Here is a 26,710-nt window from a genome sequence, read left to right as displayed (position 1 = left end):
TTTTTAGCGATTAGTTTTTAGCGATTAGTTTTTAGCGATTAGTTTTTAGCGATTAGTTTTTAGCGATTAGTTTTTAGCGAAAAAGCCTCCGGGCAGACAAAAGCCATAAGCTTTTTGCTTTCTACTTTCTGCTTTCTGCTTACGCAAAACGGATATAAAAAAACAAAACGATCGCTGTAATAATTGCCCACCAGATAGTAGGATTACGCCAGCCGTGTTGTTGCGCTTTTTGTTCCCGAGGCAACGACAGACTCGCACGATTCCATATCAGTCCGGCCAGTTCTGCTTCCGGTTTAGGTTTGGTGACCAGGCTCACGCCCACACAGAGTGCCATACAACTCCAGAACACTATACCGGTTCTGTTAAAGAAAGGCATGGTGGGAAAAATCATTTCCATGGCAATAGACATGGGAATGGTGAGGATGCCCGCGGCCAGCGCACCGGCGTGCGTAGCCCGTTTCCATAAAATACCCAGCAGGAACATGGCAGCAATACCGGGCGTAAAAAGTCCGTATGCATTCATGAGGTATAAAAAGACCGGTTTATTGGAATGATTCAGGAATAAGCCGGTACAAAGGATACCCAATATAATAATAACGGCGCCGGCTATACGGCCAAAGCGTACGGCCTGTGCTTCCGTTGCCTGTTTACGGAAATAAGGAAGGTAAATATCTACGGTGAGAATGGTGGTGCAGGAATTAATGGCGCCGGAAAGATGCGACATCACGGCCGCAATTAAACCAGCCATCACTAATCCTACCAGGCCGGAAGGCAGCAGTTTCTCTACCAGCGTAGGAAACAGCAGATCCGGTTTTTCCAGGTTCGGAAATAATTTAGGGGCCACAAGGGCAGGTACCGTAATGATAATAGGGACCAGGAATTTGAGGTAGTCGCCAAATACCACCCCCATGCGGGCATGCCATTCATTTTTGGAGGCCATTACCCGTTGTACAATAAACTGGTTGGTAGCACAATAAAAAACGCTGATACATAAAACGCCGCCCAGGTACATGGTCCAGGGGAAATCAGGATCATTGGAAGGCAGGATGAGGTCCCAGTCTTTCACCGTATCAGTGATGGCGGTTACGCCGCCAGCGGCTTTCACGGTAGCAATAGTGAGCGCAATACCACCCATTACCAGCACTACCAGCTGCAGCATTTCTGTCCAGATAACGGCCCGTAAACCACCGGCTATCGTATAGATCCCGGTAATAACGGCCAGTATGATGACACTCGTCATCACAGAAATACCCAGTAAAGAGTGCAGGGACAAAGCGCCCAGGTAAAGTACGGCGCTGATTTCTACCAATACGTAGGTGAGCAGGATGAGTGCCGCGTAGGTGGTTCTGGCGGCGGCCCCATATCTTTTCTCTAAAAATTCCGGGACCGTATAAAATCCATTGCGGATATAAAACGGCAGAAAGATCCATAGCAGTGCATTAAAGCCCATGAGGATAGCGCCCCACTCCATAGCGATGGCCACGAAGCCACGGCTGTACGCCACGCCCATGGCGCCCACCAGGTGATGACTACTGATGTTGGCAGCAATGATGCTGCCACCGATCATCCACCAGGGAAGCTTATCTCCTGCCAGAAAGTAATCGCGCTTGGTTTGCTTGCCCCTGCGGGAAGCATAGAGTCCAAGGCCGATGACACCTAATATGTAAACGCCGAAAATAACAGCATCTAAAGCGGTAAGGTTCAGATTCATGTCGAGAGGATCAATCGTTGGGAAATAGCAGCAGCAGATGCCGTCAGCAATTCAAGTGCACCGGGCGCAAAAGGTGTTTGCCATACGGCATAACTCTTACGGCTATACGCCTCCACAGGAGGCAGGTAACCGGCATAGCCATTTACAATGTTCATCACCACTACGGCCACGGGCGACAATAATGCACGCAGTTCCTGTTGAAAAGCGGAATAGGTTTCGTTGGGTTGTCCGGCCAGGATGGTATCGCCTAAGCGCCATACCCAGAGCGGCATTTCAGACACAATGCCATCGCCAATGGTTTTACGGATACCGCGCTGCCGCCACAGTCTTTCTTTTATTACATGGTCTTCACAGGCAGCCCAGGCAGCTTCTATCTCTGCCAGCGAAGGCAGTTCTTTCAGGGGCAGTGCTACCGCTGTCATCTCTCCTTTCACCACGGTGTTGGCTGCATAAGCGCCTTTGTTCCACATGGCCAGCGAAGCGCCCGACTCCACCACACCGGTGAAGAAAAGGGCCTGATCCGGCGGCAGCATCGCTTCCAAAGTGGAGAGCACCGCGAATCCCAGCTGACGACCATATTGATCCGCGAGGCTGGTATCGCCGCTGTATTGTTCGGCGGGCGACAGTTCACCGGAGGCGCCCTGTAAAAACAAACAGGGAGCGCCGGTGGCAGCTTCCACCAATGCGCGCATAGCGCCAATATAATCAGGCGATAATAATTGATTATCTGCTCCCAGCGTAGTAGGATGACAGGCATAATTGACGATCGTACCAATCACCTGTTGCGCATCGGTGATCCTTCCTACCAGCAGTGTATTATCCGCCGCGGCAGCCGGGTTCAATCCCGTAATGATACGGTCGGTACCCAATTCCGGCAGCTCCCTGTTTTTGGCCAGATCGCAGGTACCATAGTGCCAGGTGAGCGTGGCATGTTTTGCCGTTTTAAGGGCATTTTTAGCCGCCGCAATCGCGGCTTGCTGTACACGTTCCAGGTAAGGAGCAATCAGGTGCCCACCGGGCTTATTTACATCTTCTGTGAAGGTACTTGGTCCCGCATGTGTATGCGTTAAACAAAACATCAGCTGAAAAGGCTGCAGGGATAATGCCTGCAGGATACCTTCCCGGAGTTGTCGTTCATCCTCGGCGCTCTTCCACCAGCCCAGATCAGCGGAGATCAGCAACAGCGGCGACTCCCCTTCTCCGTTTTGAAATGTGACAGCCGTCAGTGTAAACGGCAGGTGTATCCCGGACGCCACTTCATGTTTGGCAGCCCCCCAATTGCGGGCGTAAATACCTGCCGGCGGTGTAATATCTTCTCTCCCTATTCCGATCCATCCTTTAAACGATGGCTCTTTGAATGGTGCATATGTTGGCTGCGTCATGCGAAAAAATGCTTTAATACTACCTCACTAATGAAAGACCGCCATCCATCAACAGGATGCTGCCGGTGATATGTTTATTGGCCGGATCGCAGAGTCGTAGCACCTGTAGCGCTACTTCTGCGGGTGTAATCAATGCCTGTACCGGTACTTTTTTGCGGGCATCTTCCCGCAGGGCGGGCGACTGATCCCATACCTGCCGGCTCACGCCAGCATCTACATAACCCGGCGCAATTTCATTAACCATAATACCGTGCGGCGCCAGTTCCAGTGCCATACACTGACACAACATCCGCATACCGGCTTTGGATACGGCGTAAGCAGGAATGTTGGCATGCACCGCTTCCGCTGCCCAGCTACCCACAAATACCACGCTGCCGGTCAGCTCCAGCGCCAGCAAACGACTGGTCACGGCCCTCGACACATAAAATGCGCCATCCAGGTTTACGCGCAACTCTTTTGTCCATTGCTCCGCAGTTATTTTATACAAACCGGCAATCGTTACCGTAGCCGCATTCGCTACCACCATATGAACAATGCCCAGCTGTGCTTCCGCTTCGGCTATCCACGCATCTACCGCCGCCGCATCGGCTACATCCACGCAGTTGTAGTGACATGCCACCGACAGCTGCCGGAGTTCCGACAGCAAGGCCTGCGCGTTAGCCGCAGGCTGCACGTCGCCGATGGCTACGTTGGCGCCTTCTGCGGCGAAAGCCAGCGCCACGGCACGTCCTATGTCGCCCAGCCCTCCGCTGATCAGCACTGTTTTATGTTCAAATATTTTTTTCATAGCCGGTCCTGTTTTATGTTGTTACCAATCCCCTACGCTGCCGTCTTTGTAAAACGTACGCTGTAACACTTCCTGCTGAAACGGGTGTTTCTTCACTTCCGCTTCGTTGATTTCTATGCCCAATCCGGGTTTATGATTGGGTCGTACAATACGTCCTTTTTTCTCAACGGTAAATCCTTCGCTCACCACTTCATCTCTCCAGGGTACATCATTGTGTACACTTTCACAGATACTGTAAGACGGTGTAGCAAAACCCAGCTCTATAGAAGCGGCCGTACTCACGGGGCCCTGTGGATTATGTGGTGCTACTGCTACCCGGTAAGCTTCTGCCAGCGTGGCAATGCGGCGTGCTTCACTCAATCCGCCGCAATGGGTAATGTCTGGTTGAATCACACTCACGGCCCGCTTTTCCAGCAGATCGCGGAACGCATGTAGTCCTACCAGCCGCTCTCCACTGGCGATGGGCGTTTTCACCGCACGCTGTATGAGGGCAATATCTTCCATGGTTTCCGGCCAGCAGGGCTCTTCAAAGAAATAAAGTCCATACGGTTCCAGTGCTTTGGCAAACTGCATTCCCATGAGCGGACTAGGTCGTGCATGGCAATCTACCATGATATCGATGTCTTCTCCTACCGCATCACGCATGGCTTTTACACAAGCCTCTGCATAACGGATCGGCTTTAAACCCTCCAGTGGCATGGTTTCCGGCACGGCCATAGATTTGAAAGCGGTAAAGCCATCTTCCACGGCGCGTTGTGCAAGTTCTCCGAAACGGCCGGCATCATCCGGACGGGTTTCGTAAAAGTCTTCCATTTTTCCGCCACCAAGGTGACAGTATAAACGGATATAATCTCTTACCCGACCGCCCCAGAGTTCATGACAAGGCACGTTATGTATCTTTCCTAAAATATCCCAGAGGGCAATGTCAATACCGCTGATGGCGGTACCACGTACAATACCGTTGCCATGCCAGAAATGCTGACGGTACATCATCTGCCACAGGTGTTCAATGCGGCGCGGATCTTCTCCGATCAGCAGTTGGGAAATATCTTCTACGGCGCCTGCTACGGCGCGTGTATGCCATTCCAGCGTGGCTTCTCCCCATCCCCATAATCCCGGCTGATCCGTTACTATCTTAATGAAGATCCAGTTGCGCATCCGGGCATGACATACCTGTGTTTCTATTGCGGTAATTTTCATAGCTGTCCTACTACGATTTTGGTTTTGTCTAATGTTTCTTCAATATCTTTTACGCTATGTGCGAAAGATATGCTTCCTTGTTTAATTGGCAATGGAAAATTAAAGATGCCTTGCTCAATCAGTTTTAGCCGGTAATTTTTATCAAAAGCAAAATCGTGGTGTTGGGCAATATCATGAAAATCTACCGGTGCATGATCCATGAAATATGCGCAGAAAGCAGATCCCTGGCGGGCTATATGAAATGGGCGGCCGGTAGCAGAAAAAATATCTTTCAGTCCCTCTTCCAGCATTTGTCCCAGTTTGTTAACATGTTCATATACGCCTCCGGCAGATAACTTACGCAGTGTGGCGATGGCCGCTGCAGTCGTTAGCGGATGTGCGTTGAAAGTACCTGCAATGAGCACTCTTTTACTTCTTTCCGGATGTACAAAATAATCGAGGTATTCTTTTTTACCGGCAATGACGCCCATGGGATAACCATTGGCCACTGCTTTTCCGAAAGTACTGAGATCCGGGCGCACACCACAAATCTGCTGATAGCCACCCAGTGCATGACGAAAACCTGTTTTCACTTCATCAAAAATGAGCAGGAAACCGTGGTCATCTGCCAGTTTCCGCAAGGACTGCAGATAACCGGGCAATGGTTGTACAATCCCTACATTCTGCAAAATAGGTTCCAGCAACATACCCGCTACCGGATAACGTTTCAGGATATACTCCACAGAGGCGATGTCGTTAAAGTTAACGATATGCACCAATGATTTATGTTGAGAAGGAATGCCTGCCGATAAAGAATCATATGGATATTCACCGGGACTCACTCTTTCGCCTATATCGCTGAGTTGACTGATGACGTTGCAGGCAACATCATTATGCCAGCCATTGTAACCACCCTGCATTACAATGATATGATCTTTACCGGTAACGGCGCGGGCTATACGCAGTGCGTGGTAAGTGGCCTCAGAACCGGTAGTGGTAATTTGTACACTGTCTGCCGAAGGCACACATTCACAAAACAGGCGGGCAAATGTTCCTTCCAGGTTAGTAGGACCAGCACCCATGAGTAAAGTGGCTTCACTCAGGGTTTGCTTCACCGCTTCATTCACATCGGGATCGTTATGTCCCAGGAATGCCGCTGCAAACCCAGCCTGGTAGTCAATATATTCATTGCCTTCCAGGTCCCATACCCGGCTTCCCTGTCCTTTTTCGAAACAAATATTGGGGTCTGATTTCCGGTTAAGCGATACTACACCACCGGGTATCCACTGTTCGTTGCTCTTCAACAGCGCTGATGATTTGGGCCATGCGTTCATAATGAGATACTGTTAAGATTTTTTGGTAAAATAGTCACGAGCGTATTTTGCGCTGTTAGTCTATATTGGTTATTTGTATATCTGAAATAAGACTATTCTTTATCACGGCGCCCTGCGCCTGCATAAAGAGGTTGCCCTGGATGTTTTTATGTTTGATATCCACGTGTTGAATCGTTAGTGTATCGATGACGGTATGCTCATCGAATAAAAACTGTGGATTCATATACCGGGTTTCTGTTCGTTGTACGTTGGTGAAGTTCACCCGATCCATGATCGAATACTTCACGCTGATCACGGCGTACAACGTTGGAAATCCGGGATGTGCTGCACGGGAATAGATATTGGCGCCTGTGATATCGGATACTTTCACATTCGAAAAAGTACCCGCTTTATCAAACAGACTATAGAATAAAACCGAGGCACAGGCAGTATTTCCCTGCACATGATCGATCGTAATATTGGATACCCGCTTCCCTTCAAACGTGTAAAAAGCCACTGCTTTCAGGGTAGGAATAGAGTCGTAAATGGATTGCGGAAAAATATTCCGAACGGTAACATCTTTGTAATCGTATGCGGCAAAAGGCGCCATCTTTCCCTGAAAACAGGCGCCGCCAGCGGCGAAAGCCACCAGGTCGTCGTTGGTAAATCCGGAGATGTTTTCAATCAGCACCTGGTTACCACCACCTGTTACGCCATCGCCATTGTTCATCAATGCGCTGGTACCGGCTGCATCGCGGAAAGGGTTTTGCTGAAAATGAATATCATGGATATGCACGGTATCACATTCCATGTAGGCAATGCCCCAGCTGCGGGTACTGTCTATTTGCATGGCTGCTACTTCCAGTTGTTTTACTTTATAAAAGAAGAAGCCAAAGCAGAAGTCTGACGTGGCTACGGTATTACGCACGGTCCTTGTTTGCGTGTAACCGTTGCCGTTCCACTTCCCACCTGTTACTACAATATTTTTATTGCCATTCTCCAGGTCTTCATTTCTCAGCAGATAGGTATTAGCGCCGGGCTTCAGGCTGATATGCGCGTCCGGACTAGCGGTGAGCGTAAAGTTTGAAGGCAGGCATATAGCCCTGGAAATGAGGTAGTGGCCTGCAGGTATAAACGTTTTACCGCTGCCTTGTTTTTTTGCTTTATCAATGGCTGCCTGTATGGCAATGATGTCGTCTGTTTTTCCATCTGCTTTTGCACCAAATGATTTTACATTGGTACCCTTTATTAATTGGGCCCGGGATGCCATACCACTGCACAGCAGCACGAGGCATATGCCTATCAGTTTCAATAACATCCCGGACCTTTTTTTCATACTATTTATTTTTTCATACGCCAACTAAAATCAATACCCGTCGTTTTGTTGTAAAACGCCTGCGGTATACAGATCTATTTGTCTTTTAGGAATGGGAAACAATGCCATGTAAGCTTTCGGCGTCAGTGTTACCGTCATCGGTACATTGGTCACGTTGTTGTACAGCCGTTCTTCTTTCGTCATCACGGTGAGGAATTTACCGGTACGTACCAGGTCCATCCAGCGCTCATTTTCGTAGGCCAGTTCCAGTTGTCTTTCGAGCAATAATTTATCGAGGAAAGCATCTGCTGCCGCAATGTCGGCGGCGATATAATTATGTGTAGCATCCCCGAAAGCCCGTTCTCTCACCCGGTTGAGCTGTATCAGTGCGTTGCCTTTGTCGCCGAGATTGTATAATGTTTCTGCATACAGCAGTACCACATCTGCATAACGTAATACCGGCAAATCCAGTCCTGATGAGTTGATGGTATGCTTCACTGCGTATTTATTTACATAAGGATACCAGGTAGCCGCGGCGCCATTTGCCGGCACATACATATCGGAGATGGTATTTGCTTTGCGTTTATCGCCCGTGATATATAATTTATCGAGGCTCCAGGAAGGCAGCGCAATTTCATTACCACGGTCTACGATGCCCAGCAGTCCACCGTTTGGCGTGTAGCTGGTAGATAAGGTTTGTCCGCTGGTATTCTCAATGTACTTCATGGTGAAGATCACTTCGTTATTGTCTTCTGTAGCGAGGCTCCAGAGTGTAGCGAAGTTGGGTTCCAGCTTGTAGCTGTAGTCGGTATTGATTTTTTCGAAACAGGTTTTGGCGTTTGCCCAGTCTTTGCGATATACATATACTTTGCCCAGGATGCCGAGTGCGGCGGCTTTGGAAGCCCTGCCTTTGGCAATGGCGGCGGGTGCGGGCAGTTTATCTGCCGCATCTTTCAGGTCACTGATGATCAGCGCATAAATATCGTCGGCGGAAGCGCGGGGCATATTTTTCGCTTCAGAAATAGACAGCGAAGTAGTGACTTTCGGTACGCCACCAAACAGGCGAACCAGGTCGAAGTAAAACAAGGCCCGCATGAACTTTGCCTCACCGGTAAACTGATCTTTCATGCCGGCAGCGTAATCAGTGGGATTGTCGATGTTTTGCAACAAGGCATTTGCCCTGCCTATGCCGGTGTAGGTAGCTTCCCAGAAGTCGCCTACAATGTTATTATCCTGGTTTACCGTGAGCAGGTCCATGTCGTTGGCGCCGGCTACGGACGTGTTATTAGACATGTACGCGTTATCGGAAGGAACTTCCATGAGGAGGTAGTCGTTCTGTTTCCGTTGCTGCAGACTATTATATATTCCCAGTGCTGCCTGGTTGATATCGTTGGATGTTTTATAGAAGTTGCCGGTGGTTAAAGTATCATCCGGTTTGAGGTTCAGCAGCTTGTCTGTGCAGCTGGAAGCACCCAGCAAAAGCAGCATCTGAACGGCTATGATTGTCTTTTTCATCTCTGTTTCTTTTGCGGATTAAAAATTAAAGTTGAAACCCAGTGCATATACGCGGTTCAGTGGTTCAGAGCCGGTGTTGTAACCGGGCTTGCTGTTGATGCCACTGATTTCACCATTCGTATATCCTTCAGGGTTATAACCGTGAAATCCTTTCTTGGTGAGCATGATCAGGTTGCTGGCAGAGAAGTATACGCGGCAGCTGTTGACCCGCAGTTTTTGCATCAGGGATGCCGGCAGGGTGTAGCCGAGGTTTACGTTGCGAACAGACAGGAAAGAGGCGTCTTCGATATATACATCGGAACCAGCCTGGTAGCTCAGTGTGCTCAAGGCACTGGCGGGCATTTTGCCATCGCCGGCGTCTGTGGGCGACCACCACTGCGTTTCTACGAGGGAGCGGCGCATACCGCCTACCAGGGCACCCTGGTAATACTCATTTTCGAAGTTGTAGATCTTAGCGCCAAGAGAAGCCTGGATAGCAACGCTCAGATCGAAGCTGTTCCAGGAAAAATTGTTCACCATTCCAAATAATGCTTTCGGTTGGAAGTTGCCGAGAATTATTTTATCGTTTGCATTAATCACTTTGTTGCCATCGGTATCCTGGAATTTTGGATTGCCTGGTTTGGAACCCGCCAGTATCGGGGAGTTCGCCACGTCGTTGGCATCTTTCAATACACCCACAGTTTTGTAACCGTAGTATGAGAACATCGGCTCTCCTACTCTCAGGATCCAGCTCATACCGAATTGGTCGTTGGTAATTCTTTCTTTTACGCCACCGAGGTCTTCTACCCTGTTCTTATTTTTAGAGAAGTTGAAAGAGGTGGTCCAGTTGAATTTACCTACGATATTTTTAGACGTGATTTCCAGTTCAATACCTTTATTACTTACCTGTCCAATATTGGCTAAACCGCTGGTAAATCCGGTGGTAACGGGCACCCCTACTTCATACAACAGGTCGTTGGTATGTTTATCGTAGTAATCAAATACGAAGCTGAGGCGATTATCGAGCACACCCAGTTCTATACCCAGATCAATTCCTTTTGTCTTTTCCCAGCTCAGTTCAGGGTTGCCATAGTTGCCTTGTGCCTGGCCTTTTGCGATGGTATTGTTAGGCGCGTAAATGGCATCTTTCATTTTACCGAGGTAAGCAAAGTCGCCGATGTTAAAGTTACCGGTTACGCCGTAGCTGGCGCGGAGTTTCAGGTCACTGATCACGTTAAAGTCTCTCAGGAAATTTTCCTGTTTCACTCTCCATGCCACAGAAGCAGAAGGGAAGTAACCCCATTTGCTATCCGGACCAAAACGGGAACTACCGTCTGTTCTGATGGAAGCAGACAACAGGTATTTATCCTTATAGGCGTAGTTTACGCGGCTGAAGTAAGATACCAGGCCCCAGCTGGATTTGCTGACGATGGTAGCGGCCGGGTTGATCAGCGCATTGTTCAGTGTATGAATGATATCGTTGTTATAGGACCCGGGCGTAGCGGAGTAGCTGGAAGATTCACCATCGTTACGCTGGAAAGACATACCGGCAATAGCAGAGAGATCGTGTCCGCCTTTGAAGGTAGTGTTATAGCTTAGTACGTTTTCATTGATCAGGTTAATGGTAGAAGACTTATCCTGACCGCCTGAATTTTGTCCGCCGCCATTGGCCCAGGAAGCCTGGAAACGGTCGGTTTGATTGTAGGCGATATTGGTGCCGAAAGAGGATCTGAAAGACAGGCCCTTGGCGAGGTTCAGCTTCAGGTACATATCACTGATATTACCGAAGGTAGATCCGTAGTATTCTGTGCCATCGAGTGTGGCCAATGGATTGAGCTGACCGCTCACCACGGCGCCCCAGTAATCACGGGCTTTTGGATAGGTACCGTCTGCACGGCGTTCCTGCACAAAGCTGGGATATTTGGAGAAGTTGGCGATATCTACAGAGTTGAAGCGACGTTTGGAATAAGAAGGGTTGAGCATAAATCCGATGTTCACCACTTTGCTGGCTTTCACGTCTACATTGGCTCTAACACCATAGGTTTTAAACCAGGTATTGCGCAGGGTACCTTGTTCATCTTTATAGGTACCGGATACGTAGTAGTTTACCTTGTCGGTGCCACCACTGGCGGAGAGGTTGTAGCTCTGAATAGGTTTGGTAGACAGCACCGCATCCTGCCAGATCACGGGTGTACCTTTTTTGATGGTATCACTTACCTGGTAGGTAGCGGGTCTTCTTGGATCGCCCCATACCGGGATAGATACATCTCCACCTGCCCAGGCAAATTCCCTGTTCTGATATTTTACCGCGTAGTCATAATATTCCTGCCCGGTGAGCCAGTCGTCGTGTACAATGGCTTTAGACAAACCGGCATATCCATTGAAGTTAAATTTGGCTTTACCGGCTACGCCTTTCTTCATCGTTACGAGAATGACACCACCGGCGGCACGGGAGCCATAGATGGCAGCGGAGGAAGCATCTTTCAGTACTTCTATGGATTGTACATCGTTCATATTGATGCTACCGAGGTTGCCGCCCGGGATACCATCTATTACGATGAGCGGATCGTTGCCGGCGCTGATAGATCCTGCGCCGCGGATACGGATCAAGGGCGCGCTGCCGGCGGTGCCTCTGGTTTGTGAAATATTAACCCCGGCCAAACGACCTACCAGTGCAGCCTCCGGGCGACCGGCCGGCATCTGGTCCAGGTTGGTGTTTTCTACTTTAGAAACAGAAGCGGTAACGGATGTTTTTTTCACCACACCATAACCAATGACTACTGTTTCATTTAATGTTGTTTTAGCTGGCTGGAGATAGATGGAGATATGCGGATTGTTGCCAACAGATTGTTCTGTTTTATCATATCCCATAAAAGAGAAAACGAGTATATCCGTTGCCGTGGCACGGATAGAAAATTGTCCTTTGCTGTCGGTTGCTACACCACTTTTAGTGCCTTTAACGAGTACAGTCACGCCGGGAAGCGCAGTTTGCGTCTGACCATCGAGTACCGTTCCTTTAATCTCCCGGGTCTCTTGTGCAAACGCCTGCTGTGGCTTGCAGAATGAGATGGCGATTGTAAGCAGCCATGTGAATAGGTAGAGATGTTTCCCTTTCATAATGCGTTGGTTAGATAAAATGTTTAGATAAATTTCTTTCGAATCAGGGATGAGCATACCTGATAGCTATCAGCGTGTAGCCGTCAGCTTTAGTTTCATGCTTTCCTCCTTGTTGTGTGCCATTCACCTTGTTGATAAAGGTGTATTCGTTTTTCTGCGTTTAGCGCCGGCAAACATGGAGGTTTACCGACCGTTTTTCTACGTGAGCAACACACTCCTACAGTGCGCTGCTATCTTTGTTTACATTTTACTTTTTATATGGAGGGCAAATCAACGGGTGTGCATTCTTTCTATTGCTGGCGGGGCACAGGTATAACGTTCAGCGATAAATGGCTGTCATATACCGGTTGTGCCGGAAATCCATGGATTGTCAAGTTAGCATTCACCTCACGCACGCTTTCTTCACTATGATCGTTCTATGCTATGCGCGTTGATTATGTTTACAAATATATATTTATTTTGTAAACAAAAAAATGTTTTTGCAAATTTCGGAGATAAAATTATTTCGTCTCCCGGGGCAAGGGCGAATGAGGGGTTATTCTACTTCCAGGGTGGTGAGTTCTCCGCGTACCAGATGCTTTACCAGTGCTTCTTCTGCGAGTTTAAGGTCTTTATTTTTGAGGGCGGTAAGGATCTGCCGGTGTTCCGCATCGGTTTGTGCGTAGTCGTCCATTTGTTGCAGCATCTTACCGAGTTTCATATGAAACAGGGGGATATTACTGAATTGATACAGCTCCATGAGTTTATCGTTACCTGCGCTGGCAATGAGGGTTTCATGAAACTTCACATCTGCTTCGCAGGCGCCGCCGAGGTAGCCATTCTGCACCATACTGGTAAAATCATCGCAGATCTTTTCCAGGGCCTGTATATGTTCTGGTTCGCAACGCTGTATGGCCAGGCGAAGGGCGCCCAGTTCCAGCAGTTCTCTCAGCTGTCTGATCTGCCTGATGTCGTCTGCGTTCATGGACTTGACAAAGTAGCCGCCTTTCTCCCCAAATACCACCAGGTTCTCTCCCAGCAGGCGGGTAAGTGCCTCTCTTACGGCCATTCTGCTCACCTCCATCTTCTTGGCCCATACGTCTTCTTTTAGTCTGACGCCCGGCACCAGTTGGTTGGAAAGTATCTTCCGGCGCAGTTCTACATATACTTTATTGGCTAATGAGTCTGTTTTCATAGTAAATAATGTAAACGAAATTTTTTTTCAAAAGTAAACATTTTTTTAGAGATCAAATCATCCTGCCGTGGTAAACAGGTCACTTCTCCCGGATATCTTTTAAAAAAGGGGCATCTCCTTATGCTGGTCATATAGGTTTACTATTTTACACTTGGTCGCCCATCGCGTTCCCATCTCCCTACAACCGGCTATCCTTTCTGGTAACAGCCGCATTGAAAAAGTAAGTATATTTAATCAACTCCCCAACTTAATTGCTATGAGAAAATATTTCGTACTCCCGTTACTGTTATTAAGCTACTGCTGCTACAGCCAGACAACCACCAAAGCTATTCTGCTGGAACAGTTAAAAACCACGCATAACAAAGCCGATTGGTTTGTGCCGGTAAACACGGCCATAGAAGGACTAACACCCGAGCAGGCCAACTGGAAAGACAACAGTGGTAATCACTCTATTGCGCAGCTGGTAAACCACCTCATTTTCTGGGACCTGGACCAGCTCGAAAAGTTCAAAGGGCATAAGACGCCACCTTTCAATGGTGATAATGACGCCACCTTTTCGCCCGCTACACAGGCCGCGTGGGATGGCACCGTAAAAAGAATAGACAGTGTGCTGACCGCCTGGGAACAGGCCATTGAGCAGGCAGATGAAAAAACATTATCTTCCCAGTATTCCACCATTGCTCATATCAATGCACATAATGCATATCATATCGGGCAGATATTGTTTATAAGGAAAGAAAAAGGTTGGTGGAACCCGGAAAAAGGGGTGAAATAATATTTTATTCAACTATACCTATGGAGATAAATAAACGGCCAAATGGATTAATTATAGGATCAATTTTTACAGTGGTCACCCTCCTGCTTTGTGCTACCATGATTGTACCTATAATGGCTATAATGCCCGGTGTAATTGTAGAAAAACTGGCTTCTAAAATAGTCTCCAATGATCCTTACAGTAATGTAGAACTGTTAACCAGTGCTATGTTGTTGATAATTTTCCTGTTGGCACTGATCCCGGCGCTGCTATTACTCCGGTCCACTACGCCGCCTGAGGAACCATACAGCCGGTTGAAGCTTTTACTCATTATGGGCACACTTTATTTCATCATCAACCCACTGGTCTTTTACGTTCATGCCAACCTAAAGTCACATAATGCAAGTGACGGGCAATATGTCATGACCTGTTTTACCACAGCACCTATCAGCAGTTTTTTCTTTATTCCGATTGGTATATTAGCGGATGCTGTTAAGAAGCCGGCGTAATACGTCTTAAAATGAAATAACCACAATGATTCCGGTCCTGCAAACCTTCCTCATTGCGGTATATTTCATTCATCACTCATACATCTAAATCTACCTTCCGCCCAGATAGGTAAACTTTTCATGGAAACGAGTCCTTATTGCGAACGGGGTGGACACACTCTGCTGCATGACATAACTCACTTCGAAGTAGTCCACTTTACCATCTCCTTTAAAGACGATTTTATTAACCCCGGTAGGATCCAATGCGGCAGACCGTTTGTTGCCACCGGATTCCTGACCATAATAATTTGTGACGCCGATAACGTTACCATTGTTATCAAAAAAGAATACGGGACTGAAACTACCATAGTAGGATGGTACTGTTACACTCCATATGGGGTGACCATAGGTTTTGGCAGCATTCCCCTCAGCATCATACAGCGCCACGGAGTTACCACTATAAGTGATCAGGTGCATTTTAAGCGGGTAATAACCGGTAAGTGTGGCACTCGCTGCATCTACCATTGGGGCAGTAGCCGACATCGTATATATGCCATCATACTTGTTACGGGCAGAAAAGGAATACATGGCTTTACCAAAATTACCGCTGATGGTACCTTTGGAGGCACTGCTGATTTGCAGCGGCAAGGCATAGTTCACATTAAAATCAAAACTGGCATTGTTGACAATACCCACTTTTACCTGCGTTTTACGTGTGCCTTTTTTAATGATTACTGTAGCAGGCAATTTGAACAGATCTGCCGGAGGCGCCACATAATCTGTTTCATTCTGGTCATTGAAAAGTGTTAATGCCGCCGGATCAAGTGCCAGGCTGACGGTAATATCTTCCGGCGCATCATCAGAGCCGGAGTAACTAACGTTGACGTTAAAGAAAACCGTATCGCCAACATTTACCACCCCCAGATCTGAAGTGAACCTGGGATAGGTGGAAGCAGCCACCGCTACGTTATCACCCGTATTGGCAAATTCAACAATATTACCGGACTTACTTATATCCAGTCCCATCTTATCATCATTGCTTTTCAGGCAGGAAGTAAGACCGGACAACAGGAATACAGAGAAGAATAGTGTACTTATCTTAAGTTGTTTCATATCACAGATTTTAAATTGATCATAAAGCCCAAAAAATCAGGGAAGTAAAAGGACTAATCCCTCTGGGCATGTTGGCCGTATTATAAGCTCCTTCAGAGGAAGGATATAACAAACGGGTAGGCAGCCTGTCGGGGCGGGTACTTTCAGACACAGACGACGAGAATGTTGCGTAACCGTCAGCACTGGCAGCACCACTGCTCCTGGGGTAATGCGTACGTCTGTATTCATTCCATGCTTCCTGACTATTGACAAAATTCAGTGCGATATATTTCTGTGTGATAATGGCTTCTATTTTTTGTTCTGTGCTGGCAGCCAGTGCAAAATTTACCAGGGGACTGGTTTCGTTGTCGTCCTGGTAGCTCACTACATCAGCCGTCGGATTCCCCATGATAGTGGTACCGTCGGCCATTGTATATAAATAAGTGAAAGAGGCTGCGATCCCCTTATTAAACAATGTGGTGGCATCACCAGCAGGAATAACGCCCCTCACTACAGCCTCGGCCTGCAGGAAATAACTTTCAGCAGCAGTAAGGACAGGGAATGCCGCGCCGGGGCCCTTTAACACACCGGTGGTATCCGGTGTGGAAGAACCACTCCTGGCAGTGCCGGGATTTTTTCCCACTGCTGTATACCAGAAATTACCGGAAACACTGGGTGGTACATCATTATTCTCCACACCAAGCCTGTTTGTGGCCGTTTTCGAAGGGAACTGGTAATATACGTTACCTCCTCTGTAGGGATCTGATAATTTTACACCGTTATAAAAGCCGAAAACAAAAGTACTGGGTATCCAGGATTTCGTAGCATCGGTGCCGGTATAGGTATAGGCCCAACTCTCCCATTTAGGGTTCTGTTTTCCGTTATCCCTCACGTAACCAGGGTTTACCTGCGCGTCACCGGTGAGGAAACCATCTGCACTGAAAGTGGTGTTCAGAAAAGTAACTTTACCACCTGCACGCAAGATGATCCGTAACTTAAGGGTGTTGGCAAATTGTTTCCATTTGGTAAGATCTCCGCCAAAAAGCACATCAGAAGATCCCAGCTGCTTAACAGCAACCGTGTTGTTTCCTTCGTTAATGAGATTAATCGCCGTGTCCAGTTGCGCGGCAATGTCTTTATAGACCGCCTTCGCATCTGTATAGGCAGGCGTCAGGTTATCGGCTCCCTGTAACGCATCTACATAAGGCACATCATTATAAGTATCTACGAGCAATTGGTAATTGTGCGCCAGCATGATCCTTCCAACTGCCTCAAAATACTTGTAAGTAGGTTCTGTTTTGGACTTACTGATGATCGCATAATAATCCTCCAGGTTGTCGTAGGTCGAATTCCACAAACCAGTATAGTAAGTAGACGAGAAATTATAGGAAATGGCTTGTCCAAATGCGCCAAAACCACCGGCGTTGGCGCCATAACCGGCTAACTGCATTCCGTAAGAGTTGAATTGATTCAGGTCTGCTGCAGTAGCAGTCAGCGCCTGTGGCAGGAGCAGTTCAGCAGTAGCTGAAGAAGCCAGGGCACGGTTTGGATCGGTATTAATATCCAGGTACTTTTTACACGAAGTGCCCAGTACTATCAACCCTGTAAATATGATAAGATTCAGTTTTCTCATGGCAAATAATTTTATTAGCTCTTCATCATTTTTTAAAACTTCGCAGATAATGTGGCTCCATAGTAACGGGAAGGAGGTGTTTGTCCCAAACCGGTAAGACCAATCGCATTACTATCGTTACCAGCATCACTATATTCCGGATCGGTGTAATAGTTGTCTTTCGCCATCCAGAGGAACAGGTTACGTCCCTGCACGCTGACAGTTAATCCTTTGATGAAGTGTGTTTTTTTCAGGAATTCAGTTGGCACCTCATAAGAGAGGGAGATTTCTCTTAACTTCCAGAAATCACCGGAGGTAACATAGTTGGAGGTTACTTCCCTGTTGATACCATCTGTCCAGAAACCATTATTACCATTACCATTTTTCACGGTAACATTTGTATTCGTTACATATTTGCCGGGAGCGGCCGGATCAGCGATCACTGAATTAGGGAACAGGAATCTTTCGCGATTAAACATCGCCGTTCTGTAGCCGGTTCCAGCCCAATCCAATTCAGGTCCCATGGCGTTGTATACCTGGTAGCCACCGCGGTGTTCAAACAATACACTAAATGTAAAATGTTTGTATCTCACCTGTGCATCCAGACTGATACGACGTGCAGGAGTAGCGTTTCCGAGAATGGAAATGGTATCAGATTTAGTAGGCAGACCTGTATTGCCATCTACAATGACTTTGCCATCCGGGGTACGGTTGTAATCAAATCCCATAATAACCGGGAATGTTTGTCCGGGTACAGCATAGGACCCAGGTCCGTCTGCACCATAAGTAGCCAGTGCCAGTCTTGGTAAAGCACTATTAATAAAATTCACTTTATTATCCAGTCCACTATAGTTACCACCAACGGTTACCTGCCAGTCTTTTGTTCTTATCGGTATTACGTGCGCTGTTACTTCCAGTCCTTTACTTTGTGTTTGACCGGTGTTGGTTCTCAGCACGCTATAACCAGTCGCATATGATATACGGGTATTTACGGTCTGATCATCCGTTTTGGTACTGAACCAGGTAAGGGTAGAAATCAGGCGGTTATCGAACATATTCAGGTCGAAGCCTGCTTCGTAACCCTTGGTAATTTCGGGTCTCAGGTCTTTTGATACAAGGGTATTATCTATCGTATAGCCGGCAAGGTTACCATAAGGGAAGCCGAAAGATTTTCCGCTGATGGTAGGCTCCAGCTGATAGGCGCCGAAGTCGTAGCTGTCTCCCAGGTTTACCTGGCCTACTTTAGACCAGCCTGCTCTTAGTTTCAGGTAACTGAGTGTCTTACTACCCTGCAAGGCACTGATGGCATCCGTAGCTATGAATGACAGATCTACTGAGGGATAAAAGAAGGAGCGGTTAGCAGCAGATAAAGTCGATACCCAGTCGTTTCTGCCGGTTACGTGCAGGAACAGGTAGTTGTCGAACCCGATAGTAGCACTTCCGTAAGCGCCCATTTGTCTGGCTTTATAATTGGCTTCACTTACAACCGGTGTACCTACGCCATTGCTGACGTTAAACAAACCCGGCACTACCAATCCGTTGGCGGCGTTGGTTACATATTTCGACTGATCCTGACGCCACTGGCCGCCGCCCAGCAATTTAACTTCGAAACGGCCTACTTTCTTCATGTATTGCGCAAAGAGGTCGGTGAGAAACTGCGTTTTGGAGCTGCTGTTGTCTACCACACCTGCCGCGATATCGGCTTTGGAACTGGCGTCTGTATGCTTCGCAAATTCGGTATACGTAAATCCGCCACTGCTGTTTTTACTGTTGTAGTTCTTGGCCACAATTCCCTGGCGTGCCACGAAGTCGAGTCCATCGAGCGGCGTAAATTTCAATTCTACGTTTGCGGTGAGATAGTTATTTTTCTGATCAGACCTGAAATTATCTTTGCTGAAATATGGATTCAGGTACCAGGGATTATAGAAGCCATTGGGATTGGCGAATTTATTTGTTTTCCACTCGCTGTATTTGGTGATATCCACGTTGCTGGGCATGTTCAGCATGTTGGCATACATGGCAGCGGTGGCATTAGTGATGTCGTATTTATTCTGTACGTAGTCGGTATTGTAGGTAATATTAATGGTGTTACCTATCTTTCTTGTGCCGTTGATACGTACCGTACCACGGTTATATTTATCATCCGGGGTAGTTCCTTTTGTGGTGAGGTATTGTCCGGATAAATAAAAGGTAGATTTTTCATCTCCGTTGGTCATAGAAAAATCTGTCTGACTAGTCAGACCTTTTACCCAAAACTTGTTGTGACCATCATTATACTGGTAGTAGGCAGAATCCTGTGAACCGTCTTCCAATGCGGGTCCCAGTGGTCTTTTTATGCCGTCAAATGCAGGGCCATAAGATTGGTTTTCGAGATAGGAAAAAGGCGCGTTGCCATTTTCATCCGTGCCATAAGCCGTACCGCCGGCGCCGAATTTTGTTTGAATTTTAGGAAAAAAGGCCACCTGTTCAACGGTGGTTGTTTGAGAAACAGCAACTGCCGTTACGCCTCTCTTCCCTTTTTTGGTAGTAACAATTACCGCGCCATTGGATGCCTGTGATCCGTATAGGGCAGCTGCTCCGGCGCCATTCAGTACCGTTACCGTTTCCACATCTTCCGGATTCAGGTAGCCGAGCATATCATTACCAACGATCATGTTATCCAGCACGATCAGCGCCTGGTTGTTACCTGTTAAAGAACGTTGTCCTCTCAGGATGACACGGTAGTTAGGATTCACACCACCGCCGGTTCCACTGATCATGAGGCCAGCTACTTTACCTTGCAGGCCACCGGCAATGTTAGTTGGTTTAGCAGCTACCAGTGCATCGCTTTTGATCACCGTGTTGGCATAGCCCAGCTCTTTCTTTCTGCTGGCGATACCTCCCGCTGTTACCACAATTTCATCAATTGATTTGGCAGACGCCGTGAGTTTTGCCGTTACTTCATTCTGTCCTGTAACAGCAATTTCTTTCGAAAGATAACCGATAGAGGATATCACGAGGATACCATTTCCTTTCACATGAATTTCAAAATCACCTTTTGCGTTAGACATGGTTCCGGTGACCGTACCTTTAATCTGGATAGTGGCAAATCCTATGGGGGCGCCACTTTCATCCAGTACATGCCCGATCACAGTTCGGGTTTGTCCGGTAGCGAACAACCCGAAAAGCATCAGCATACAGCAGAATGATACAATTCTTTTCATGAGTGCAGTTTTTAGATTTAGAGTATAGATGTTTGATTCAGATTTTGGCATTCTTTCAATTCAAAAAAGCGTCTGAAAGCGGTACTATACCGCACGGGGATATACCAGGCATCGCCTGCCTGTTTGGTGCTGTCGCTATGTGTATGGACATAGCACTCCCGTTGACGCTGTAACGGTTGTTAGTTACGCGTGCTACAATGTTGGTTTAATCGTTTCATCATTGAATACCGGGCAGCTGAAAATTAATCGTCACAAAGACAATCATTCCAGTTTCCCGAAAATAACCGGCCTATTGTTTGGCGTTGGCTCATGCGTACAGCTTTACGGTGGGTGTTTCCCCATGGTTCAGATTTTGGTTCAGTTGTAGTGTTCTCTCGCAAAAACGCAGGATATTGACAGGACAAGGCTTGCGCCCTTCCTATGTTAACAATATCATTATTATACCAATAAAATCCCTTTCACGGAATCTATGTAGCACCTATGTTGTACATAAGCAGTCATAGCAATCACGGTCATGTGTTAACAAGATGTCCGTTCGGGTATTCAATCAGTTTTTAAATAATAAAATCCAGCGTGCTAAATAATAATTGCCCTTGCAGGCGGCAATTCAATCTGGCGGTAGATTTAAAGGCTCTATCGATTTTGGTTGATGTGTTTTAAATGGTACTCAAATAGTGACTATAGGTAGAAGTCAAATAACAAGTTTGAATGCTTAAGACAAATATATAAAACTAGTCGAATAAATGCAAGAGAGTTTAAAAAAATATTTTTACTGAAACATAGATGCAGGACTATTCTTATAATAATCTTTGTAAAAAATCCGGGATTCTCCTATATTTAAGCTGTTTTTCACGTTAGAAATCAGTAAAAAAACGTTTTTGCAAACATTAGAGATTTAAATACATGTTGATAATTTCCCGTTTTACTTTACAAAATTCATATCAATGGCAGTGAACAGAAGATCCGCGATCAAGCAGTTGCTGTACGTATCGGCTGGTATGGCATTGTTGCCCGCCTGCCTGCAACATACCAGCAGGGCGTCCTTAACGTTAAAGCATATTTCCGTAGATGGGGACCAGGAAAAGATGCTGGCCGAACTCGTGGATACCATTATCCCTGCCACTACTACACCCGGCGCCAAAGCACTTTCGGCTCACTTGTTTACCCTGATCATGATGGACGACTGCTACAAAAAAGAAGAGCAGGACCAATGGCTGAGTGGACTGAAAGCATTTGAACAAGCCAGTAAAAAACTCAACGGAAAATCTTTCCTGGAAAGCACGGTGGCACAAAGAGAAGCATTGCTCACTACCATGGAAGCCGGCTGGAATAACAAAGACGATGTTTCCTTCTTCTACAGAACCACGAAACACCTGACCATACAAGCTTATACCAGCTCCAAATATTTCCTGACAAACGTAAACGTATACGAGCTGGTACCAGCGCGTTTCAAAGGATGTGTGCCACTTAAACCCATAACCCGGAAGATTGCCTAACTATTACTAAAATGAGTACTAATAATACCAGTCTGCAAAACCGCACATTTGATGCCATCGTAATTGGTTCCGGTATCAGCGGCGGATGGGCAGCAAAAGAATTTACAGAGAAGGGATTGAAAACACTGGTGCTCGAAAGAGGCCGTGACGTGAAACATTTAAAAGATTATCCTACTACCAGTCAGTTCCCCTGGGAGTTTCCGCACCGCGGACAAATACCGCAGGACATTAAAGCTGCTAATCCGGTGATCAGCCGTTGTTATGCTTATAAGGAAGATGCCATGCACTTTTTTGTGAAAGACAATGATCATCCTTATGGCCAGCCCAAACCATTTGACTGGATCCGTGGATACCAGGTAGGCGGTAAATCACTGATGTGGGCAAGACAAACACAGCGCTGGAGCGACTTCGACTTCGAAGGCCCTGCAAGAGATGGATTTGCCACCGACTGGCCTATCCGCTATAAAGACATCGAGCCCTGGTATAGCTATGTAGAAAAGTTCGTGGGTATCTCCGGCAATAAAGACGGCATCGCTCATCTCCCGGATGGTGAATTTCTGCCACCCATGGAACTGACCTGTGTAGAGAATTATTTTAAAGATTTTGTAAAAGCCAACTATAAAGACAGGCACGTTATTTACGCCCGCTGTGCGCACTTAACACAACCACAACAGGTACACCTGGATCAAGGCCGGGGGCAATGTCAGAAAAGAGATCTTTGCCAACGCGGATGCCCGTTTGGCGGCTATTTCAGCAGCAACTCCTCTACCCTTCCATGGGCAGAAAAAACCGGGAATTTAACGCTCCGTCCTTTCTCCGTAGTACATTCCATCATCTACGATGAACAAAAAGGAAAGGCAACCGGCGTACGCGTAGTAGATACCAATACCAAAGAAATGATGGAGTATTACGCCAACGTTATTTTCGTGAATGCGGCGGCTGTTAATACCAACTTAATATTACTCAACTCCACCTCTCACCGCTTCCCTAACGGGTTAGGTAACGACAGCGGCGTACTGGGTAAATACTTCGCTTTCCATAACTACCGCGCACATATTTCCGGTCAGTATGAAGGCTTCAAAGACTCCACCACCGATGGCCGCCGGCCTACCAGCGCCTACCTCCCCCGCTTCCGTAACGTCATGAAACAGGAAACAGATTTCCTCCGTGGCTACGCAGCAGGATTTTCCGGTGGCAGAGGCACGCACACTGATACCAACGGATTTGGTAAAAGCCTGAAAGATCAGCTGTTTAACAGTCAACCGAACGACACCTGGTACGTAGGCTCTCATATGATGGGTGAAACCATCCCTAAAGAGAAAAGCACCGTTAGTCTGGATAAAAACCGCAAAGATGAATGGGGTATTCCCCAAATCAATGTGGATGTAGACTACGACGATAACGACGAAAAAATGATCAAAGACTTCTTTGAGCAAATGACAGAAATGTATACCAAAGCAGGTTTCACCAATATCAGCACCGGCGACTCCAAACAGGCGCCGGGACTGGACATCCACGAAATGGGCGGGGTACGCATGGGACTGGATCCTAAAACGTCTATGCTCAATAAATGGAACCAGCTGCATGCCTGCACCAACGTGTTTGTAACGGATGGCGCCTGCATGACGTCTACCTCCACGCAGAACCCATCACTGACCTATATGGCGCTGACAGCGAGAGCAGTGGATTATGCGGTGAAGCAGCTCAAGAAAGGAGAGATATAGATTGACAATATATTATTTAACGCAGCGGATGAATCAATTGATTTGCCCGCTGCGTTTTTATATGATGCCTGTTGTGTAATAAAGATGTTATTTAATTATTGAAAAAGACGGCTTATTTTCGCGCTTCAAAACCTATAATACTTATGAAATTCATCCAGTTAACCGGCCTCCTTCTGGCCTCATTATTATGTATTGTTAGCTTCAAAAGCCAGGCCCAGGTAAAGGGAGTCTTTACCGTATATGGCGACATTGACAAATTTTACCCGGTCGTGTTTACAGACTCCGCTTATGATCAATCGGAAGCTTCGGAACTTCAAATAGGGCGATCCAGCATACATCTTGACGGCAACTACCGGGGCTCCATTATCGCCACTTTCAGGTATCATACGACTAACTGGGGCAATGGTTCTAAGTTTATTGATGCAGACATCCGTCAATATAATTTTTTGACGTCATCTCCCTATGACAAATTCGTGGCTGGTTGGAGAGATGCCACGGCAGGTAATGTTATTAAATCAATTATCATTTGGTTGCGAGGCAATACCTCCTATAATTATAGCTCCCGCTATAATGACAAAGTATTCGTGTATGATGGCACCCCCTCGCGAGCACTCCCATATATAGAGCCGGGAACAAGCGTTGCCCACAACTTCAGAACCGCCATCGACAACTATGTAAACGGTTCCGGCTCCACCTATAGTGGCAGTACTTATTTCATTGGCGGTTTTAATTATTTTTCCGGCAATGTTGGTATGGGTACTTCCACGCCTACCGCTAAACTGGAAATAGCCAATGGCCCCGGTTGGACCTCAAACGGCTGGGCCAAGGCGATCAAACTGGGCAAAGCACAATCCCTTGAACTCGACGCTGGCACCCGAAAATTTGGGATCGGCGCTACCGGTGATTCTGTACTCTGCTTCTTTGCTACAGATGCCGATACGGTAAATCTACCGGCACGAGTTCACATGGCGATCACCAACAGCGGTAACATCGGCATTGGTACGTTGACACCCAACGCTTACAAACTCGCGGTAGAAGGTACGCTGGGCGCCAGACGCATCAAAGTCACACAGCAAGCCAACTGGGCAGATTTTGTATTTCACAAGGATTATAAACTACCCAACCTGCAGGAAGTTGAAAATTTCATTCAAAATAATGGACATCTTCCTGAAATCCCGTCTGCCGCAGAAGTAAAAGAAAATGGGGTGGACGTAGGTGAAATGAATAAATTATTGCTGCAAAAAGTAGAAGAACTAACGCTTTATCTTATTCAACAACAGAAAGAAATCAACGCTTTAAAAGACCTTATTAAAAAACAATAGATACTTTATCAAGTCTGAAAGCGGGTAAATCGTTCCGGTTTACCCGCTTTTTCTTTTACTTTGCAGCCATACGTTTTAATCAAATCGCATGAAACGATACATCTACGCTGCTATCAGCGCATTGTTTATTTGCCCCTACATTGTAAATGCACAAATTCATAAAATGAGACCTCTGCAAGAACTGATCAATACAACAGAACCCGGCTGGGAACTGGTACAAGGCTGGATTAAAAAAGGTAGTAACCCCGTAGAAATACTACCTAAAGATAGTGCCCGTGCGGAAGAAGCCTTATATCAAACCCAGGTAACGACCCGCTCTCCTATGGGCGCCATCATTTATGAAACCGGAGGGCTGCTGGTAGATCATGGCTGGATCAGGGTATTGGGCTCGGGTCACGAAAAGCTGGACCGCAGTTTACCGGCATGGAACGATGGCAAATCATATACACAAAGTGGCGAGCAGCCTTCTTTTTTATTAATTGCCGATGATGTACTCGGTGGCTTCTTCGCCATCAACAACGGCGGCCTGGCGACCAATGAAGGCATAGGCAGTGTGTTTTATTTCGCACCGGATACGCTGGAATGGGAGAACATGGAAATAGGGTACAGCGACTTTATCGGCTTTTGCTGCAGTGGTGATGTGGCCGGATTTTACCAGCAATTCCGCTGGAAAGGCTGGCAGGAAGATGTGGCGAAGATGACCGGCACGGAAGCTATGAGCTGCTATCCTTTTTTATATACCAAAGAAGGAAAAGATATAGAAAATGTAAGCAGAAGAGCCGTGCCTATAGCAGAAATTTGGTCTTTGCAAATGGATATGAAAAGGCAATTGGGACATTGATCGAAACGAATTACGAATTACGAATTACGAATTACGAATTACGAATTACGAATTACGAATTACGAATTACGAATTACGAATTACGAATGTGCGGAGACGGTAAACGCGAAGACTATTCGTTATTATCTACCCACAACTCCGTAATTCGTAATTCGTAATTCGTAATTCTCTACGGCATCAACATAATCCTCTCTCCCGGAGATGTTTTCAATTCCAGTATATTTTTACTAATCGGATGTTTGCCTTTGGCATCTACATAAGTGCCCTTGCTTCCCCATGGAACAATGACCCTCAGTGTATTTCCTTTTTCACTTAAAATATGGATGTTCGCAATACTGCCCTTCACCTGTGTACTGCTTACCAGGAAGGCGCCTACAGCGCGCAGGTTATTAAAGGAAGCATCTTTCTCTTTCGGCCAGTTAGGGAATAAACGAATGGTACCATTGTAGCTTTGCATCAGGCATTCATTGATGACGGCCGGCAATGCAAAGTTTTCAATCCAGATACCCATATGTGCCATGTAATTAAAAGCAGTTTGATCGTTATAACGTCCACCGGTTTGCATTACCATGTCGGTAGCGGTACCATTGGGTAATAACGAGTAACGCACCTGCCGGCTGAAACGATCGAGGTCCAGTTGACCGATGCGGGCTGCCTGCAGCGGTTGCATCACCAGGTCGTTACCACCTTCATTTTGCTGATGCAG

18 protein-coding genes and 1 pseudogene are annotated in these 26,710 nt (G+C 46.9%); 6 read left to right on the top strand and 13 right to left on the bottom strand.

The window, feature by feature from the left end; genetic code table 11:
• Nucleotides 1-139: 139 nt before the first annotated feature.
• From VIP81_RS30160 to VIP81_RS30120, 9 genes are all read right to left on the bottom strand, one after another.
• Nucleotides 140-1,711, bottom strand: a complete 1,572-nt coding sequence (locus VIP81_RS30160) for an SLC5 family protein (protein ID WP_331970638.1) — start codon at nucleotides 1,709-1,711, stop codon at nucleotides 140-142.
• Nucleotides 1,708-3,093 (bottom strand): neutral/alkaline non-lysosomal ceramidase N-terminal domain-containing protein, encoded by a 1,386-nt coding sequence (locus VIP81_RS30155; RefSeq protein ID WP_331970635.1) that lies wholly within the window; start codon nucleotides 3,091-3,093, stop codon nucleotides 1,708-1,710. Before VIP81_RS30155 ends, VIP81_RS30160 begins: the two co-directional genes overlap by 4 nt.
• A gap of 19 nt (nucleotides 3,094-3,112) precedes the next feature.
• The gene (locus VIP81_RS30150) at nucleotides 3,113-3,880 is read right to left on the bottom strand and encodes an SDR family oxidoreductase (protein ID WP_331970632.1); all 768 of its coding nucleotides are present in this window, start codon (nucleotides 3,878-3,880) and stop codon (nucleotides 3,113-3,115) included.
• 21 nt (nucleotides 3,881-3,901) lie between these two features.
• The gene (gene dgoD, locus VIP81_RS30145; protein WP_331970629.1) at nucleotides 3,902-5,080 is read right to left on the bottom strand and encodes a galactonate dehydratase; all 1,179 of its coding nucleotides are present in this window, start codon (nucleotides 5,078-5,080) and stop codon (nucleotides 3,902-3,904) included.
• Nucleotides 5,077-6,393 (bottom strand): aspartate aminotransferase family protein, encoded by a 1,317-nt coding sequence (locus tag VIP81_RS30140; protein ID WP_331970626.1) that lies wholly within the window; start codon nucleotides 6,391-6,393, stop codon nucleotides 5,077-5,079. Before VIP81_RS30140 ends, dgoD begins: the two co-directional genes overlap by 4 nt.
• Nucleotides 6,394-6,448: 55 nt before the next feature.
• The gene (locus VIP81_RS30135; protein ID WP_331970623.1) at nucleotides 6,449-7,708 is read right to left on the bottom strand and encodes a glycosyl hydrolase family 28-related protein; all 1,260 of its coding nucleotides are present in this window, start codon (nucleotides 7,706-7,708) and stop codon (nucleotides 6,449-6,451) included.
• Between the two features lie 30 nt (nucleotides 7,709-7,738).
• Entirely contained in the window at nucleotides 7,739-9,202 is a 1,464-nt protein-coding gene (locus VIP81_RS30130) for a RagB/SusD family nutrient uptake outer membrane protein (RefSeq protein WP_331970620.1), read from the bottom strand.
• Nucleotides 9,203-9,220: 18 nt separating this feature from the next.
• Nucleotides 9,221-12,298, bottom strand: a complete 3,078-nt coding sequence (locus tag VIP81_RS30125) for a TonB-dependent receptor (protein ID WP_331970617.1) — start codon at nucleotides 12,296-12,298, stop codon at nucleotides 9,221-9,223.
• A gap of 535 nt (nucleotides 12,299-12,833) precedes the next feature.
• Nucleotides 12,834-13,472: a GntR family transcriptional regulator gene (locus VIP81_RS30120; protein WP_331970614.1), complete on the bottom strand. Its 639-nt coding sequence runs from the start codon at nucleotides 13,470-13,472 to the stop codon at nucleotides 12,834-12,836.
• Between the two features lie 256 nt (nucleotides 13,473-13,728).
• Here VIP81_RS30120 and VIP81_RS30115 point away from each other — a divergent pair, with 256 nt between their 5' ends.
• Nucleotides 13,729-14,247 (top strand): DinB family protein, encoded by a 519-nt coding sequence (locus tag VIP81_RS30115; RefSeq protein ID WP_331970611.1) that lies wholly within the window; start codon nucleotides 13,729-13,731, stop codon nucleotides 14,245-14,247.
• 20 nt (nucleotides 14,248-14,267) lie between these two features.
• On the top strand, nucleotides 14,268-14,735 hold the full coding sequence (locus VIP81_RS30110) for a hypothetical protein (RefSeq protein ID WP_331970608.1): 468 nt from the start codon (nucleotides 14,268-14,270) through the stop codon (nucleotides 14,733-14,735).
• Between the two features lie 90 nt (nucleotides 14,736-14,825).
• Here the strand turns inward: VIP81_RS30110 and VIP81_RS30105 are convergent, their stop codons facing one another.
• From VIP81_RS30105 to VIP81_RS30095, 3 genes are read right to left on the bottom strand one after another with little or no spacing between them, the layout of a single operon-like run.
• The gene (locus VIP81_RS30105) at nucleotides 14,826-15,827 is read right to left on the bottom strand and encodes a DUF1735 domain-containing protein (RefSeq protein ID WP_331970605.1); all 1,002 of its coding nucleotides are present in this window, start codon (nucleotides 15,825-15,827) and stop codon (nucleotides 14,826-14,828) included.
• A gap of 19 nt (nucleotides 15,828-15,846) precedes the next feature.
• Nucleotides 15,847-17,439, bottom strand: a complete 1,593-nt coding sequence (locus VIP81_RS30100) for a SusD/RagB family nutrient-binding outer membrane lipoprotein (protein WP_331970602.1) — start codon at nucleotides 17,437-17,439, stop codon at nucleotides 15,847-15,849.
• Between the two features lie 32 nt (nucleotides 17,440-17,471).
• The gene (locus VIP81_RS30095) at nucleotides 17,472-20,621 is read right to left on the bottom strand and encodes a SusC/RagA family TonB-linked outer membrane protein (protein WP_331970599.1); all 3,150 of its coding nucleotides are present in this window, start codon (nucleotides 20,619-20,621) and stop codon (nucleotides 17,472-17,474) included.
• 944 nt (nucleotides 20,622-21,565) lie between these two features.
• Between VIP81_RS30095 and VIP81_RS30090 the strand changes: the two genes are divergently transcribed.
• The 4 genes from VIP81_RS30090 (at nucleotide 21,566) to VIP81_RS30075 (ending at nucleotide 26,004) form a co-directional block, all read left to right on the top strand.
• Entirely contained in the window at nucleotides 21,566-22,117 is a 552-nt protein-coding gene (locus VIP81_RS30090) for a gluconate 2-dehydrogenase subunit 3 family protein (RefSeq protein WP_331970596.1), read from the top strand.
• Between the two features lie 11 nt (nucleotides 22,118-22,128).
• Nucleotides 22,129-23,841 (top strand): GMC family oxidoreductase, encoded by a 1,713-nt coding sequence (locus VIP81_RS30085; RefSeq protein WP_331970593.1) that lies wholly within the window; start codon nucleotides 22,129-22,131, stop codon nucleotides 23,839-23,841.
• 143 nt (nucleotides 23,842-23,984) lie between these two features.
• Nucleotides 23,985-25,163, top strand: a complete 1,179-nt coding sequence (locus VIP81_RS30080; RefSeq protein ID WP_331970590.1) for a hypothetical protein — start codon at nucleotides 23,985-23,987, stop codon at nucleotides 25,161-25,163.
• A gap of 88 nt (nucleotides 25,164-25,251) precedes the next feature.
• Nucleotides 25,252-26,004 (top strand): DUF2625 domain-containing protein, encoded by a 753-nt coding sequence (locus VIP81_RS30075; protein ID WP_331970587.1) that lies wholly within the window; start codon nucleotides 25,252-25,254, stop codon nucleotides 26,002-26,004.
• A 169-nt stretch (nucleotides 26,005-26,173) separates the two neighbouring features.
• Here the strand turns inward: VIP81_RS30075 and VIP81_RS30070 are convergent.
• Nucleotides 26,174-26,710 (bottom strand): annotated as a pseudogene (locus VIP81_RS30070) (hypothetical protein); the annotation flags it as partial.

Source organism: Chitinophaga sp. (genome assembly GCF_036566945.1).
Lineage (GTDB): Bacteria > Bacteroidota > Bacteroidia > Chitinophagales > Chitinophagaceae > Chitinophaga.
Note: the sequence above shows the minus strand (reverse complement) of the source record. Positions and strands in the feature narration are given on the sequence as shown.